Origin of the sequence: Actinomadura craniellae, assembly GCF_003289645.1 — a bacterium.
Classification (GTDB): Bacteria; Actinomycetota; Actinomycetes; order Streptosporangiales; family Streptosporangiaceae; genus Actinomadura_D; species Actinomadura_D craniellae.
In genome coordinates, this window is record NZ_QLYX01000012.1 from 72,278 (window position 1) to 87,244 (window position 14,967).

Genomic DNA, 14,967 nt, shown 5'->3' on the forward strand with positions numbered 1-14,967 from the left:
AGAACGTGCCGTATGGAGATCGACGTCAGGGGCATTCGTAGATGTCGGTGATCGACCATTCTGCAGGAAAAGGGTCGAGTAGCGGGCATGTGAATTTTTCACCGAGGACATCGACGAGAAATCTGGTCATGGAACCTTGGTAGTGCCACCAACCCCAGACGTTGTCTCCGATGACCACCGTCCACATTTCGGGGTTCTCGTGAGTGAGCCAGAGGCATTTCTGGGCGTTTACTGTCACACCCCATGAAAGCAGCCCGCCGGGTTCGGGGTAGATGGTGTAGTCGACGCGGATCGTTGGGTCTGCGGGTATGACCGTTGCTGTCTCGGGGTCATAGCCTCCCGCGAACTTCTGCGTGCGCTCCAGGTACGAGTTGACGTCCTCGGCCTGCGGCCTCCTGCCAGAGAGTAAGTTCCCCGATGCTGATGCTGGATGGTAGATGAAAAGAAACTCATGGATATCAAGCGCCGTATAGCGTTCGGTCAGAGCCTTGTAGTCGGAGGGAAAGACGATCCCGTGTTCGGTGGCGATCGTGTTCCAGTCCGGCTGAACCGGAGTAACGGTCGGTGGGCCGATGATCCGTTCAAGCGAGGCAAGGGTCATCATGGACCACCGTAAGTGTTCGATCCTGGGTGTTCGGGATGCAGACGTCCTCGAAATAACCGTCCGTTCCCTGGGCAATGATGTGGATCTTGTTGGGCATGGGGTATTCCTTGCTGGGGAACGCCCCGACCCAGTTCGCGCCGCCCGCGGTGTCCACGGTGGGAGTCTGCGGGGCGTCCAGATCAGAGTAAACGGGTATCGCGTAATAATATATTTCTTCGCCTGAACTCTCGATATGCCTGGCGATTTGACCTTCGAATGGGTTCTGGAGATTATTGTTGGAGTATCCGAACTGTGTGACTAGATTGGAGAATATTCTTTTTCCTCCGAATTGCTTTCCGATAAGGTGGCCTCGCTGGAAGATGTGATTATTGTCAGATCCCGGTGTATTTCTGGTTGGCCAAGAACTGGGCACCTTCCATTCTGGCCTGTAGGTCCTCAGGGGCCATCCGGGAGGTTTGCGATCGCCCGCAGTCTGTCCGTCTTCAGGAAGGGGGCGGCACAGTTTGGCCCGTGCGCCGGTGCGTCGGCCATATTGGCCAATCGAGCCGTAATCCGGGTTATTGCACACCTGCGTGCCCAAGTTTCCCCGCGGGATGTGGAAGCGCTGATACCACACGCCTGGTGGGCAGGGCCCGCCGCAGGCCGTGTTGGCATGGACGCCGGCACTTCCGTCATGGGCGAGGCGGGTTGGCCCGTAGGTCGCCAGGAAACCGCCAGTCAGCCGATCATAGATTCCGGACTGGGGTGTGGCCGAGGGCGTGCGCATGCCGCCGCTGACGAAGCGTCCTTCGTTGCTGAGGTTGTGAGCCTCCCAGGCGATGGGGCCCACCCGGGTACCGATGCCGAGGTCGGGAATTTTCTTGACGAGTGTGTCGCGCCCGCCGCCATCGCGACGCAGCGGGAAATAGGCGATCGTAGTTCCGTCAGGGGATATTTTCGGGAGGATGGGGTTTTCGTAGGTCGGGTGGTTCGGTTCGAGCGTGGCTGCCACTTCGTACGTTCCCGTACTGATACGAGCCACCCGCATTTCTGATCGCAGGGCGCCACCACTGGAGACTGCACTGCTGTAGGTGATCAGGTCGCCGTCGGCGTCCATGCTCAGGGAGAAATTATGGAAAGTCCCGGGGCCCCGGTTGACAAGGGTGTAGTCGCCACCACGTTGGGCGTGGAACATTTGATACTCGGGGATCCCTCCGGGGTAGTAAACGAGGTAAGCGATGGAATCCCCGGTGTCGCTCAGGCTGATGGAGACGTACGGATAGGCGTGTGCGCTGCCGTCCATGACCAGCCAAGCGCTATTTCCGTCCACGTCGTTGACGATGAGGTCACCGTCGGTGGTGCCCGCCGACGACAGCGTGACGTAAGCGACGCTGGTGCCGGCCCGGGCGCCCTCGTAAGTGACGTAAGCGAACGACAGGGGATCGACAGGTGCCGGCGTGCGGCCGTCGGCCTGACGTGAGGCGAGCACGAGCTCGCCGGTCTCCATGTCCTTGCGGAGGATGTAATAGGCGCTGCTGTTAGGGTCGGCGGCCTCTGGCGGCATGAGGTTGCTGTTGCCGGTGGTGAGGAAGAAGACGTACCTGCCGTCCGCGGAGATGCTGGATATGTAGTCCTGGGAGTTGCCGGTGCTGTCAGGGATGCCGTTGACATCGACGGCGGCGTTGACGGCGCCGCCCTCGGGAGAGAGCCCCTGGTTCGGAGTGACGGTGGCGGGCGGGGACGGAGGCCCGGAGCCGCCGGCGTTGGTGGCGTAGACGCGCACGTCGTAGGAGACACCCGCCTCCATGTAGGGCAGGTCGAAGGTCCGGGCCGAGGCCGGGGTGTTGCCGGTGACCTCGGGGTGTTCCGGCTCCCGCGGGGTCGCCACGATGGTGTAGCCGGTGATGCCGACCAGGGTGTCGGCGGGGGGTTGCCAGCTCACATGGGCAGCCAGCGGAAGGGGCGTGGCCCTGACGTCGGTCGGGGCTTCGGGAATGTTCGGGTCTACCACGATCTGGGCCTCGGCGTCCGGATCCTCCAGCCCGCCGCTCTGAGCCGTGGCGCGGACGACGGCGACGCCGGGGGTGTCGGAGACGTAGACACCGTTGTCGTCGATGCTTCCCGGGCCGGAGACGATGTTCCACCGCACCTGCGGCTGGGGGATGCCGAACGCGGCGGCGTTGAAGTCGACCGCGCGGCCGCGCAGGGTGCGGGCGTGGGCGGGTTCGATCACCAGGCCGCGGAAGGGCCCGTCGGCGCTCAGCAGGGTGACGGAGAAGTCCCTGGAGACGCCGGCGGGCGTGCACTGGTCGAACCAGGAGACGCAGCCGCGGATGGAGGAGTCGGCGCGGACCGTCCACCAGGGGTTGGCGTTGACGTCGGCTTGTGCCGTGACGTGGGAGTTGATTTCGGCGCCGAGCCCGACGGTGCCGGCCAGCGCGACGAAGTGGTCGCCCGTGAGACCGGCGCGGGCGAGGGCCGTACCGTCCAGGATGGGACGGTCCGCGGTGGTTCGGTCCTGGTGGAAGGGCGTCCAACTGGTTCTGAACCCGTCGAGCTGAGCGGCCACGCCGGTGTCGACGTTGGGCTTGGCACCGAACGTCACCTTGCCTGAGGCACGCGCTTCGGCATTGGCGGTCAGGGACGTCGTCAAGGTGATCGGGATGCGTGCTCTGCCCGCCTTGACGTACTTGAGGTGCTTCCATTTGCCGAGGGTGAACTGCTTGCTCCACTTGTCCTGCCGGGTCGCGGTGACCTGGATGTGGCCCGACAGGTTGTTCTGCACGGCAACGCGGCCGGAGATCCTGCCGGCGCGGATCCGCAGGTTGTAGACCAGCGTGGGCCGCAGGATCAAGTCGGCGTCGAAGCGTCCGTGGGAGCCGATGCTCTGGTGCAGCGGGAAGTGCAACGGCGGGCCGAGAGGTGTCTCCGCCCTGCGCTTGCCCGCTCTGGGGGGTGGGGCGAGGAAGCCGGCGGCCCCGGAGACGTCGTTCCTGTCCAGCGTGACCTGGCCGGTGAAGTCTCCGTCAGTGATGAAGTCGGTCAGATTCGCCTGGGTGGTCGTGATGACGGTGCGGGTCCCGACCGTGCTGACCTTGACGATCTTTTTGAGTAGGCCTTCCGGCGCGGCCGGAGTCGCGGGGGCGATCAGGATCTGCCCGGCGGTCAGGTCGGTGACCTCGGCGGGTGGGCTGCTGAACACCAGCGTGCCGTCGCTACGCACGGCGGTGAGTGTGTTCGCGGCGGGCACCGACAGGTTCCGCGGGGTGGCCTTGGCGGTGAGGCGGAGGTGGATCGGCTGGGTCGCCTGGCTGGCCGGTCCCGTGCCGGCGGAGTTCCGGGCGGTCACGGTGAAGGTGTAATCGGTGTCGGGGTCGAGGCCGGTGAGGGTGCCGGTGCAGTTCGGTTGCTGGGGGTCGCAGTCGTTCACCGTCACGGTCCGTCCTCCGGGGGAGGCGGTGACGATGTATTCGGTGATCGCTGCTGTTCCGGGATCGGCGGGCGGCTGCCAGGAGATCTCGGCCTGGCCGGCGGCGACGGCGGTGGCCTCCAGGTTGGTCGGCTGGCCGGGAACGCGATCCGCGGCGGGCGTGACGTTGGGCGTGGTGGCGGCGGTGCTGGTGCCCCGCCGGTTGATGGCGGTCAGCCGCAGCGTGTGGGCGGTGCCGTTGGTCAGCCCGGTCAGCGTGGCCTCCGTCGCATTCCCGGGCACCGTGACCTCGGCGCCGCCGGGATCGGCGGCCAGCGTGTAGCCGGTGATCGGCGAGCCTCCGTCCTGGGGAGGCAGCCAGCGCACCGTGACCCGCCCGCCGGACGGCAGGACCTGGAGGACGGTCGGCGGCAGCGGGGCGATGGCCGGGCGCGGGGCGACCTTGGCCGGCAGCGACGCAGGTCCCGCCCCGTTGGCGTTGGACGCGACGATGGTGAAGGTGTACTCGGTGCCGTTGTCCAGGCCGTCGATGGTGGCGGTCCTGGTCTCGGGCGGGGTGTCGACCGTGCGGTTCCCGGGCTGCACGGTGATCCGGTACCTGGTCACCGCCCGGGCACCGGTGTCGGGCGGGGCCCAGGCCAGTTCCACCTCGCCATCGTCGGCGACGGTGTCGGTGATGAACGGGCGGCCCGGTACGGGTGACTCCTGTGGCGTCACCGTGTTGGACACGGTCGACCAGGCGGACTCGCCTGTGGCGTTGGTGGCTTTGACGCGGAAGCTGTACTGCGTGCCGTTGTCCAGACCGGTGAAGGCGGCCCAGGTCTCGCCCGCCGTGGTGACGCTGTCCCCCGACGTGACCTCGGTGACGGTGTACTTGGTGATCGGTGAGGTGCCGGTGTCGGCCGGAGCCGTCCAGGTGATGCTGGCGCTCCTGTCCGCAGCCGATGCGATCACGTTCGTTGGTGCTCCCGGGACGCGTCCCGGCACCACGGCCGCGGAGGGCTGGGACGGGTCAGAGCCGCCCACGGTGCTGGTGGCGACGACTGTGAAGGTGTAGGAGGTTCCGTTGGTCAGGCCTGGTACCTGAGCCTGCAGGGCGGGGGCGTTGACAGTGACGGACGCGCCGCCCGGGCTGGCGGTGACGGTGTAGCTGGTGATCGGTGAGCTGCCGTCGGCGGGTTTCTGCCATCGCACGGTGGCGGTGGCGTCCCCCGGTGTGGCGGTGACGTCCGTGGGCGCTCCCGGTCTGACGTTCCCTGGGGCAGGGGTCACCGGGGCGGACGCGGCCGAGGGGGCCGATGTGCCCGCGACGTTGGTCGCGGTCACGGTGAAGGTGTAGGCCGTGCCGTTGGACAGCCCGGTGAAGGTAGCCTCGAGCGTGGATCCGTCGGTGGTGACCCGGGCGCCGCCGGGACTGGCGGTCACCGTGTACCCGGTGATCGCGGCGCCGCCGTCAGAGGCGGGCCGCTGCCATTGCACCGTCGCGGACCTGTCCCCACCGGCGGCGGTGACGCTCGTCGGGGCGCCCGGAGGGCCGGGCGTGGTGAAGTAGGTGAAGGTGTCGACTGAGAGGTTGACCGTGGCGGATCCGGTGTTCCGCACGGTGAAGGTGCCGTCGGGCCCGAGCTTCACCGGTACGAAGTTGGCCCAGGTGCCGGCCTGGAAGGCGATGGATCCCCCGCCAGGGACGTTGGCCTGGCCGGTGGGATGGACCCGCAACAGGCCGCTGGCGGTGCTGCTGGCGGCGCTGAGGTTGACGCCCACCGCGCCGACACCGGTGGCGGGAACGCCCGCCTTACCGCGCGGTGCCACCACGTAAGTCGCGCCGGCCGCGACCGGCGTGCTGTTGACGATCCTGGACGGCGTGACGGGCGTCGCGGCGGACGCCGCGACCGGAGCCGACGGGTCCGCGAAGTAGCCGGTGACGTCGGCGTACACCGTCAGTGGCGTGGAGCCGTAGTTCCTGATGGCGACCTTCCCGTCGGATCCCGGCGGGACGATCACCAGATTGGAGAGGAAATCCGGGGGACGGTAGTTGATGTTGCTGGCGGTCGGCGCGGTCGTCCCTGACGGGTAGGCCATCACCTGGCCTGATCCCGTGCTCCTCACGACCAGAGTGAAGGCGACATGGGCGACGCCGGTGGCGGGGATACCGCCGACGCCCGTTGCGGTGAAGGCGGCGCTGGAGTTCGCCGGTATCGTCTGGCCGCCGATGATCCGCGCGGTGGGGAGCGGGACGTAGTTCGAGCCCGCCGCGGTCCCCGCGGTCGTGAAGTAGCCGTGAATGTCGATGTACACGGCGACCGGGACAGTTCCGGTGTTCCTCACCTTGATATGACCGTCGGTGCCGACCTTGAGCATCAGCAGATGGTCCTCCCACACGCCCGACCGGTACCGCGCTCCCGTTACTCCGGGGGCGGTGGCCTGCTCGGACGGGTAGGCGATGATGCCGCCCGTCCCGCCTGTGCCGGCGATGGCGAAGTTGACTGCGACGGTCGATACCCCTGTGGCCGGCACCGATCCCACATCGGTGACTTTCACTGTCGAGGTGGCGCCGGCTGCGATCGTCACGTTGCTCAGCACCCGGACCTTGAGGCCACCCACGTACTGGCCCGTCCCTTCGGCCAGCTTGGCTGATGGAGCAGGTGCCGATGGCACGTTCCCAGCGCGGGGACGTGAACTCTTGGAAGGCTTGGGAGTGAGCATCGAGGCGGGCGGTTGCAGTGGCTCGGGACCCTTGACGGTCTGCGTGCTTCGAGGTTTCGGCTTCGGCTCCGCCAGGGCGGGATTCCCTGACACCACCAGCAGTGAAGGCATCGTCATCACCAGTACCAGTGCCAACGACCAGCGGCCGAGCATCTGCCCTCCCTAACGCACGTTCGGTGGGACCTTGGTGACAGAAGCGGGACAAGCCACTGCGACAAAAGAGGCATATGCAGCTTGCAGGGAGAAGCTACGTAAATGTTTGAAGATCGGAAAGGGGGTGGGGCTTGGCCGGGAGCGGATGGGAGCCATTCATCCAGCTCACGGTCGGCTGTCCATGATCGGTCAAGGGCAGGGGTTGCGAACGGCGCCGCCATGAGAGCTCGTTATTGAACGCTATGGACAATTACGTCTTGGGTGGACACCTCTTCGTGGCTGTCCCTTGGCAACGACCTTCAGGGGAGCGGCATGTGATCTGGCCGGGGCATGGAGCCCTGAGTCGATAAATCCGCCCGCCGGCTCGGGCGGTACGGCTGGCGTCGGAGCTACGGCCTGGTCATGGTGGCCAGGGCGCGGTCCGGGTCCCAGTGGGCGCGGAGCGAGGTGATCAGGCCCTCGTCGTCGACCGTGTAGATGATTACGCAGTCGACCGTCATGGTGCCGCCGCCGTTGAACGTCATGGCGATGGACGCGACGTTGGCGCAGCACGGGCCGTTGGCGAAGGAGTCCGTGACCTGGAAGCGGAACTCGCTCACCACGCCGAAGTGGCCGTCCCAGAACGCCTCGATCCCCGCGCGGCCGCGGTGACCCTTGCCCTCGGGGTCGAGCATCGAGGGGCCGACCGGGTCCTCGATCAGGGCGTCGGGGGCGAACAGGGCGAGCCAGTCCGCCTTGCGGCCGGCGGCGACCGTGGCCATGGACCGCTGCCCGGCCCGGCGCGCGGGGTGGTCGGCGTCGGGGGCGTCCCAGCTGATGGCGGGGGAGTCGATCATATGGAAAATGTAACCTGTTCTCGTTTCTGGTCAAGGGCCGACTTTGGCGATCACCGACTCGGCGAAGCGCTCCAGCTTCTCGATCTTCTTGGCCAGCGGTTCGGTGTCCGGCCCCTTGATGTACGGCATCCGGAACCCGACGATCAGGTCGGTGACGCCCTTGTCGGCCAGCCGCTTCACCCCGTCCACCGAGTAGGCGTCCAGGGAGATGGCGTGGATCTCGAAGGGGCGGTCGGCGGTGCCCTCCTCGGCGCGCAGCGCGGCCAGCCGGGTCAGTAGCGCGTCCAGTTCCTCGGGGCCGCCCCCGCCGTGCATCCAGCCGTCGCCGAGCCGGGCGGCCCGGCGGAGCGCCGGCTCGCTGTGCCCGCCGACCAGGATCGGGATCGGCTCGGTGGGGACCGGGGACATCTTCACCGGCGGCAGGTCGTAGCACTCGCCGTGGTACTCGAAGTAGCCGCCGCCCGTCAGGCCGCGCAGGATCTCGATGGCCTCGTCCATCCGCTTTCCGCGGCGCGCCCACGGCACGCCCATCGCGGTGAAGTCCTCGGGCCACGGGCTGAGGCCGACGCCGAGGCCCAGCCGGTTGCCGGTCAGGTGGGCGATCGAGCTCGCCTGCTTGGCGACCAGCACCGGCGGGCGGACGGCCAGCTTGAGCACGAACGGCGTGAACCTGATCGTCGAGGTCACCGCCCCCATGGCCGCGATCAGGGTGAACGTCTCGATGAAGCTCTTGTCCTCCAGGAACTCCCGGCTGCCGTCCGCGGTGTACGGGTAGGTCGCGTCCGACTCCTTCGGGTAGATCAGGGAGTCGGCCACCGCCATGCTCGTGTACCCGGCGGCCTCGGCGGCCCGGGCCAGCGGCAGGTGGTAGGAGGGGTCGGTCATGGCCTCGGCATAGGTGAACCGCATGACACCGGAGCCTAATAGAACCTGTTCCATTTTTATATGGGGATGTGGCGCGGGGTCCCGGCGCCGGGACCCCGCGCGCCCCCGATCGCGGCTCAGCCGGCGGCGCGGATCACCGAGGCGATCCCGCCGGTGGTGGTGACGAGCCGCTGGTACTCCGGCCGCCGCAGCTCGCCGCCCATGAACGGGTACGGGTTGCGGAAGACGGCCGGGCTGGCCTCCTCGCTCAGCGCGGCGAAGTGGAACTCCCGGGCGCCGGTGGCCGCCACGACCCGGGCCGCGTTGCGCGCGTTGAGGCCGCCGCCGGGCATCACCGCGATCCGGTCGCCCGCCTGCTCGACCAGCCGGGCGATCAGCGGCGCGCCCTCCAGCACGCTCACGTCGTGGCCGGAGGTGAGGACCCGGTCCACGCCGAGGTCCACCAGGGTCTCCAGCGCGGCGAACGGGTCGGCCGTCATGTCGAAGGCCCGGTGGAAGGTGACCGACAGGCCGCCGGCCGCGGCGACGAGCCGCCCGGTGACGGCCTCGTCGATGTCGCCGTCGGGGGTCAGCGCCCCGACGACCACGCCGTGCACCCCGGCCTCGCGAAGCAGGGCCACGTCGTGCTCCATGGCCGCGATCTCGTGCGCGTCGAAGATGAAGTCGCCGCCGCGCGGCCGGACGATGACGTGCACCCGGATCGACGACACCGCCGCGAGCGCGGCACGGATCGTGCCCAGGCTCGGGGTGAGCCCTCCCTCGAACAGCGCCGCGCACAGCTCCACGCGGTGCGCGCCCGCCTTCTCGGCGGCGATGGCGCCCGCCACGCTGTCGATGCAGATCTCGTAGGTGAGGCTCACGGAACTTCTACTTCCCTTCGGTGACGCGGATCTCGCCGACCGGGCGCCCGCCGCCGAGGACCGGGACGGTGCCCAGCGGCTCCGCTGGGGTGGTGTCGGCGCCGAGCGCGGCGAGCGCGCGCAGCGCGATGGCGGTGGTGGCGCGGGGGCTGCCGTCGATGACCTTCACCGCGACGGCGTGGCCCTGCGCGGTGGCGGCGATGAGCACGCCCTCGGCGCCGCCCTTGGCCACGGAGCCGGGCAGCGCCCGCATGAACTCGGTGTTGACGTGGCCCGTCCCGGCGACGTACTCGGGGTGGGCGCGCATCGCGTCGGCAACCGCGCGGCCCGGCCCGCCCGCCGCCAGGACGAGTGACTGCGCGGCGCGCGCCAGGCCGGCGAGGGTGAGCCCGAACAGCGGCGCGCCGCAGCCGTCCACGGCCACCGGGGCCGGCTCCTCGCCCGCGGCGTCGCCCAGCGCGGCCCGGACGCCCCGCTGCAGCGGGTGCCCGGGGTCGAGGTAGTCGCCGGTGGGCCAGCCGGCGGCGACGCAGGCGGCGAGCATGGCGGCGTGCTTGCCCGAGCAGTTCATCCGGATCCGCGACTCGCCCTCGCCGGCCCTGATCAGCGCGGCCCGGGTGGGCGCGTCCTCCGGCCAGGCCGGCGGGCACTGCAGGGCGTCCGCGCCGAGCCCGGCCGCGGCGAGGATCGCCGCGGTGGCCGCGACGTGGAAGTCCTCCCCGGTGTGGCTGCCCGCCGCGATCGCCAGGTGCTCCCCGGCCAGCGGCGCGCCCGCCGCCAGGCAGGCCAGCGCCTGGAACGGCTTGGTCGTGGACCGCGGCAGCACCGTGGCGTGCACGTCGCCGCGGGCGTAACCGAGGGTGCCGTCCGGGGCCAGCCCGGCGACGCTCCCGTAGTGGCGGCTCTCGACGAAGCCGTTGCGGACGACCTCGGCCAGCACGTCGTACATCTCGTTCCTCGAAGGTGTGGGGGTCAGGAGGAGGTGGTGGCGGCCCGCGCCGGGCGGGTTCGCTGCCGGGCCTCCAGGGTCCGGGCGATCTTGGCCAGCGTCGCGTTGATGACCAGGTAGATCAGCGCGATCACGATGTAGGTCTGGATGAGCAGGTGGTTGTAGTTCGCCAGCACCTTGCCGCTGTAGAGCAGCTCGGCGTAGCTGACGACGTACCCGAGCGAGGTGTCCTTCAGCAGCCCGGCCGACTGGCTGACCAGCGACGGCAGCACCCGCCGCGCCGCCTGCGGCAGGACGATCAGCCGCATCGCCCGGCCGCGGGTCAGGCCGACCGCCAGCCCCGCCTCCAGCTGGCCGCGCTCCACCGACCGGATGCCGGCCCGGAAGATCTCCGCGAACGCGGCGGAGTTGGACACCGTCAGCGGCACCACGAGCTTCCAGAACAGCGGCAGGTCCACGCCGTACCGGGGCAGCGCGAACAGCACCACGTACACCAGGAGCAGCGCCGGGATCGTCCGGACGACCTCCACGTACGCGGCGCAGGGCAGCCGCAGCCACCGGGACGGCGACATCCGGCCGAGCGCCAGCGCGACGCCCGCCGCCGCGGACAGCGCGATGGCCACCACCGCGGCCTGCACGGTGGAGCGCAACCCCTCCAGCAGGTAGCGCCACATCGGCCAGGTGCCGTACGGGCGCCAGCGGTCGGCCGCGAGCTGGCCGTTGTCGGCGAACTGCCGCAGCGCCAGGGCGACGAGCGCAACACCCGCCAGGACGGCGAGCGCGGTCGCGATCCGGATGCGCCGGCGGGCCCGCGGCCCGGGCTCGTCGAACAGCAGGCGCGCGGCCGGGAGGTTCTTCATCGCAGGATCGCCAGCCTTCGTTCGAGCGTTCCGGTCACCAGGCCGAAGACCGCCGACAGCGCCATGTAGGCCAGACCCGCCGTGACGAAGATCCAGATCGGCTGGGCCTCGGCGAGGTTGACCCGGTTCGCGGCGGCGGTCAGCTCGACCACGCCGACCGCCGCGGCGAGCGCGGTGTTCATCAGCGTCATGATCGCGATGTTGCCGAGCGGCTGGATGACCGTCCGCAGCGCCTGCGGCAGGATCACCAGCCGCAGCGACTGGGTGAAGGTCAGCCCGAGTGCCCGGGCGGCCTCGCCCTGCCCCGCCGGTACCGCGTTGATCCCCGAGCGGATCGCCTCGGCCGCGTACGCCCCCTGGTAGAGGGCGATCACGACCACCGCCGTGGTGAACAGCCCGGCGATGACGCCGACCTCGGGCAGCCCGAAGACGGCCAGCACGAGCCAGACCAGCAGCGGCACGTTCTGCAGCACCTCGACGTAGGCCATCCCGGCGGCGCGCAGCACGCGCACCGGGCTGACCCGCAGCGCGGCCACGACGACTCCCGCCGCGAGCGCGCCCGCCAGGGACAGCAGGGTCAGCCCGACGGTCAGCAGCAGGCCGTCGCCGAACTCGGCGAGGTGGTCGGTGATGACGTTCATGGCAGGGCGAGGCCGGGGGTCACTCGGAGCCCGGGGCGGACCCGATCGCCGGCGGCTGCGGGGCCTCGCCCTGCACGACCGTCCCGATCGAGTTCTTCCACACCTTGGCCCACAGGCCGGACGCCTGGATCTGCTTGAGCCAGTCGTTGACGAACGCCTTCATCTGCGCGTCGCCGTGCTTGAGGCCGATGCCGTACGGGTCGCTGGTGAACGGCTTGCCCTGGATCTGGACGGTCGGGTCCTGCTTGGCGGTGGCCAGCAGCAGCGCCTCGTCCTGCACGTACGCCTGGCCGCGGCCCTGCTTGAGCGCCTGGACGCACTCGGGGTCGGTGCCGAACGTCACGATCTTGGCGTCCGGGGCGGCCTGCTTGATGGCGGGGATCGCCGGGGTGTTGGCGCCCGCGATGACCGTCTTGCCCTTGAGGTCGGCGGGGGCCTTGATGCCGGTCTCGTCCTTCTTGGTGGCGATGACCAGGCCGGAGCTGTAGTACGGGCCGGCGAAGGCGACCTGCTTGGCGCGTTCCGGGGTGATGCTGTAGGTCTGGAACACCACGTCCACGGTGCCGTTGGCCAGCAGCGCCTCGCGGGTCTCCGACGCCGAGTTGACGATCTTCACGTTCGGCTTGCCGATGATGTACTTGGCCAGCAGCCGGCCGAAGTCGGCGTCCAGCCCCTCGACCTTCTTGGTGGCGGGGTTCTGCTGGGACAGCAGGGGGGCGTCCAGCGAGCCGCCCACGATGAGCTGCCCGCGCTGCTTGATCTTCTCCATGGTGGAGCCGGGGATCAGGCTCGCGGCGACCGGCGCCGCGGCGACCAGGTCGTCGGCCGGCGCGGTACCGCCGGCGCCGGGCACGGCCGGGTCGGCGTCGTCGCTGGAGCAGGCCGCCAGGCCGGTCAGCGCCAGCGCGGCGACCGCGGCGACCGCGGCCCGGCGCACCCCCGTGGGGACAAGCGTCATGATCATCAACCTTTCTCGGGTGTTGCGTCGCTAGTGGCTGAGGACCTTGGCCAGGAAGTCCCGGGCCCGGTCGGTGGCGGGGGAGGCGAAGAACTCCGCGGGGGTGCCGGTCTCGACGACTTCGCCGTCGGCCATGAACACCACGCGGTCGGCGACCTGGCGGGCGAAGCCCATCTCGTGGGTGACGACGACCATGGTCATGCCGTCGCGGGCCAGGCCCGTCATGACGTCCAGCACCTCGCCGACCATCTCGGGGTCGAGCGCGGAGGTCGGCTCGTCGAAGAGCATCACCTTGGGCCGCATGGCCAGGGCGCGGGCGATCGCCGCGCGCTGCTGCTGGCCGCCGGAGAGCTGGGCGGGCAGCTTGCCGGCCTGGTCGCCGATGCCGACGCGGTCCAGCAGTTCCCGCGCCCGCCGCTCGGCCTCGGCGCGGGAGTCGCCGCGCACCTTCGTCGGGCCGAGCGTCAGGTTCTCCAGGACGGTCTTGTGGTGGAAGAGGTTGAACGACTGGAACACCATGCCGACGTCCGCGCGCAGCCGGGCCAGCGCCCGGCCCTCGGCGGGCAGCGCCGCGCCGTCGACGCGGATCTCGCCGGAGTCGGGGGTCTCCAGCCGGTTGAGGCACCGGCACAGCGTGGACTTCCCGGACCCGGAGGGGCCGATCACCACGACCACCTCGCCCCGGGCCACGTCCAGGTCGACGTCGCGGAGGGCGGTCTGGTCGCCGAACCGCTTGTGCAGGCCGCGAACCGCGATCATAAGGTCATCCACGATCTAACTTCCTTTGATTTCGAAGTCAAACGGGACGATAGAACGTCAAATCAACGTAAGTCAACGTATTGATGAAGTAAGTTGGTCCGTGCTATTCATCTGGGGTGCGCACCAGCAGAGACGACGGACCGGCCGCGCTGCTCCGGCTCGTGGCCACCGGCCAGGCCGAGTCGCGGGCCGAGCTCGCCCGGCTCTCCGGGCTGGCCCCCTCCAGCGTCTCGCTGCGGGTCGAACAGCTCATCGAGGCCGGCCTCTTCGCCGAGGAGGGCGCCGGGGCCTCGCGCGGCGGGCGGCGCCCCCGCCGGCTGCGGCTCGCCCGCCAGGCGGGCGCCTTCCTCGTCGCCGACCTCGGCGCGCACCACGCGCGGCTGTCGGTCGTGGACCTCGCCGGCGCCCCCCTCGCGCTGGACGAACTGGCGTGCGACATCGCCGTCGGCCCCGAGGAGACGCTGACCGCGGTCATCGCCAGCCTCCGCTCGCTCGCCCACGCGCACGGCCTGCGGGACGTCCCCGTCCGCGGCGTCGGCATCGGGCTGCCGGGCCCCGTCGACCCGGCCACCGGGCAGGTCGTCTCACCCTCGCGGATGCCCGGCTGGAACGACTTCCCCGTCCGCGACTTCGTCGCCGACCACGCCGGCGTCCCCGCCCTGATCGAGAACGACGCCAACCTCATGGCCGTCGGCGAGCACCGGCACTCCTGGCCGGCGCTCGACAACCTCATGGTCGTCAAGCTCGGCCGCGGCATCGGCTGCGGCGTCATCGTGGACGGCCGGCTGCACCGGGGCCGCGGCGCCGCCGGCGACATCAGCCACGTCCGGATCCTGTCGGAGGCGACCGTCGACTGCTCCTGCGGGCACCCCGACTGCCTGGAGGCGCACGCCAGCGGGGCCGCGCTCGCGGCGGCGCTCGGCGCGCACGGCATCGAGGTGGAACGGCCGGCGCAGATCGTCGACCTGGTGACCGACGGGGTGCCGCAGGCCACCAGCGCGGTGCGCACCGCGGGCCGGCTCATCGGCGATGTGCTCACCGGCCTGGTGAACTTCTTCAACCCCGACGCGCTGGTGATCGGCGGCAGCCTCTCGGAGGCGGAGACCCTGGTCTCCACCATCCGGGGCGTCATCTACGAGCGCTGCCTGCCCCTGGCCACCCGCAACCTGGAGATCGCCACCTCCCGCGCCGGGCGCGACGCCTGCATCCTCGGCGCGGGCCACCTCCTGCTCGACCGGTCCGACGCCTGGATCGACCACATCCTGGACCGCTGACCGGCCGTCCCGCGTGCGGGGACGTCACGACCAGCGGGCCCCGACCCTGGGCCGCGCGCCGGGACGTCCCGCG

11 protein-coding genes are annotated in these 14,967 nt (G+C 70.0%); 1 reads left to right on the forward strand and 10 read right to left on the reverse strand.

Features of this window, described 5'->3' with window-relative positions:
- Positions 1-25 precede the first annotated feature (25 nt).
- From DPM19_RS23750 to DPM19_RS23795, 10 genes are all read right to left on the reverse strand, one after another.
- Entirely contained in the window at positions 26-601 is a 576-nt protein-coding gene (locus tag DPM19_RS23750) for a hypothetical protein (protein ID WP_146778976.1), read from the reverse strand.
- Positions 582-6,872 (reverse strand): fibronectin type III domain-containing protein, encoded by a 6,291-nt coding sequence (locus DPM19_RS23755; protein WP_111870222.1) that lies wholly within the window; start codon positions 6,870-6,872, stop codon positions 582-584. The genes DPM19_RS23750 and DPM19_RS23755 overlap by 20 nt, the downstream gene beginning before the upstream one ends.
- A gap of 389 nt (positions 6,873-7,261) precedes the next feature.
- The gene (locus tag DPM19_RS23760) at positions 7,262-7,708 is read right to left on the reverse strand and encodes a nuclear transport factor 2 family protein (RefSeq protein ID WP_111870223.1); all 447 of its coding nucleotides are present in this window, start codon (positions 7,706-7,708) and stop codon (positions 7,262-7,264) included.
- A 30-nt stretch (positions 7,709-7,738) separates the two neighbouring features.
- Complete coding sequence (locus tag DPM19_RS23765; RefSeq protein ID WP_111870224.1) at positions 7,739-8,617, reverse strand: TIGR03619 family F420-dependent LLM class oxidoreductase; 879 nt, start codon at positions 8,615-8,617, stop codon at positions 7,739-7,741.
- 92 nt (positions 8,618-8,709) lie between these two features.
- Positions 8,710-9,453, reverse strand: a complete 744-nt coding sequence (locus DPM19_RS23770; protein WP_111870225.1) for a copper homeostasis protein CutC — start codon at positions 9,451-9,453, stop codon at positions 8,710-8,712.
- 7 nt (positions 9,454-9,460) lie between these two features.
- Positions 9,461-10,402 carry an asparaginase gene (locus DPM19_RS23775; protein WP_111870226.1) on the reverse strand — a complete coding sequence of 314 codons (942 nt, stop codon included), beginning with the start codon at positions 10,400-10,402 and terminating at the stop codon, positions 9,461-9,463.
- A 23-nt stretch (positions 10,403-10,425) separates the two neighbouring features.
- A complete protein-coding gene (locus DPM19_RS23780) occupies positions 10,426-11,262 on the reverse strand; it encodes an amino acid ABC transporter permease (RefSeq protein ID WP_111870227.1) in 837 nt (278 codons plus the stop codon).
- Complete coding sequence (locus tag DPM19_RS23785) at positions 11,259-11,903, reverse strand: amino acid ABC transporter permease (RefSeq protein WP_111870228.1); 645 nt, start codon at positions 11,901-11,903, stop codon at positions 11,259-11,261. Before DPM19_RS23785 ends, DPM19_RS23780 begins: the two co-directional genes overlap by 4 nt.
- 19 nt (positions 11,904-11,922) lie before the next feature.
- The gene (locus tag DPM19_RS23790; RefSeq protein ID WP_111870371.1) at positions 11,923-12,861 is read right to left on the reverse strand and encodes a glutamate ABC transporter substrate-binding protein; all 939 of its coding nucleotides are present in this window, start codon (positions 12,859-12,861) and stop codon (positions 11,923-11,925) included.
- 30 nt (positions 12,862-12,891) lie between these two features.
- Complete coding sequence (locus DPM19_RS23795; RefSeq protein ID WP_111870229.1) at positions 12,892-13,620, reverse strand: amino acid ABC transporter ATP-binding protein; 729 nt, start codon at positions 13,618-13,620, stop codon at positions 12,892-12,894.
- Between the two features lie 116 nt (positions 13,621-13,736).
- Here DPM19_RS23795 and DPM19_RS23800 point away from each other — a divergent pair, with 116 nt between their 5' ends.
- On the forward strand, positions 13,737-14,894 hold the full coding sequence (locus tag DPM19_RS23800; protein ID WP_233510673.1) for an ROK family protein: 1,158 nt from the start codon (positions 13,737-13,739) through the stop codon (positions 14,892-14,894).
- Positions 14,895-14,967: the final 73 nt, after the last annotated feature.

Excerpts from the sequence above, each read along its gene's own strand:
- DPM19_RS23775 (WP_111870226.1), bottom strand. The coding sequence starts at position 10,402 with ATGTACGACGTGCTGGCCGAGGTCGTCCGCAACGGCTTCGTCGAGAGC.
- DPM19_RS23765 (WP_111870224.1), bottom strand. The coding sequence starts at position 8,617 with ATGCGGTTCACCTATGCCGAGGCCATGACCGACCCCTCCTACCACCTG.
- DPM19_RS23755 (WP_111870222.1), bottom strand. The coding sequence starts at position 6,872 with ATGCTCGGCCGCTGGTCGTTGGCACTGGTACTGGTGATGACGATGCCT.
- DPM19_RS23795 (WP_111870229.1), bottom strand. The coding sequence starts at position 13,620 with ATGATCGCGGTTCGCGGCCTGCACAAGCGGTTCGGCGACCAGACCGCC.
- DPM19_RS23790 (WP_111870371.1), bottom strand. The coding sequence starts at position 12,861 with ATGACGCTTGTCCCCACGGGGGTGCGCCGGGCCGCGGTCGCCGCGGTC.
- DPM19_RS23760 (WP_111870223.1), bottom strand. The coding sequence starts at position 7,708 with ATGATCGACTCCCCCGCCATCAGCTGGGACGCCCCCGACGCCGACCAC.
- DPM19_RS23780 (WP_111870227.1), bottom strand. The coding sequence starts at position 11,262 with ATGAAGAACCTCCCGGCCGCGCGCCTGCTGTTCGACGAGCCCGGGCCG.
- DPM19_RS23785 (WP_111870228.1), bottom strand. The coding sequence starts at position 11,903 with ATGAACGTCATCACCGACCACCTCGCCGAGTTCGGCGACGGCCTGCTG.
- DPM19_RS23750 (WP_146778976.1), bottom strand. The coding sequence starts at position 601 with ATGACCCTTGCCTCGCTTGAACGGATCATCGGCCCACCGACCGTTACT.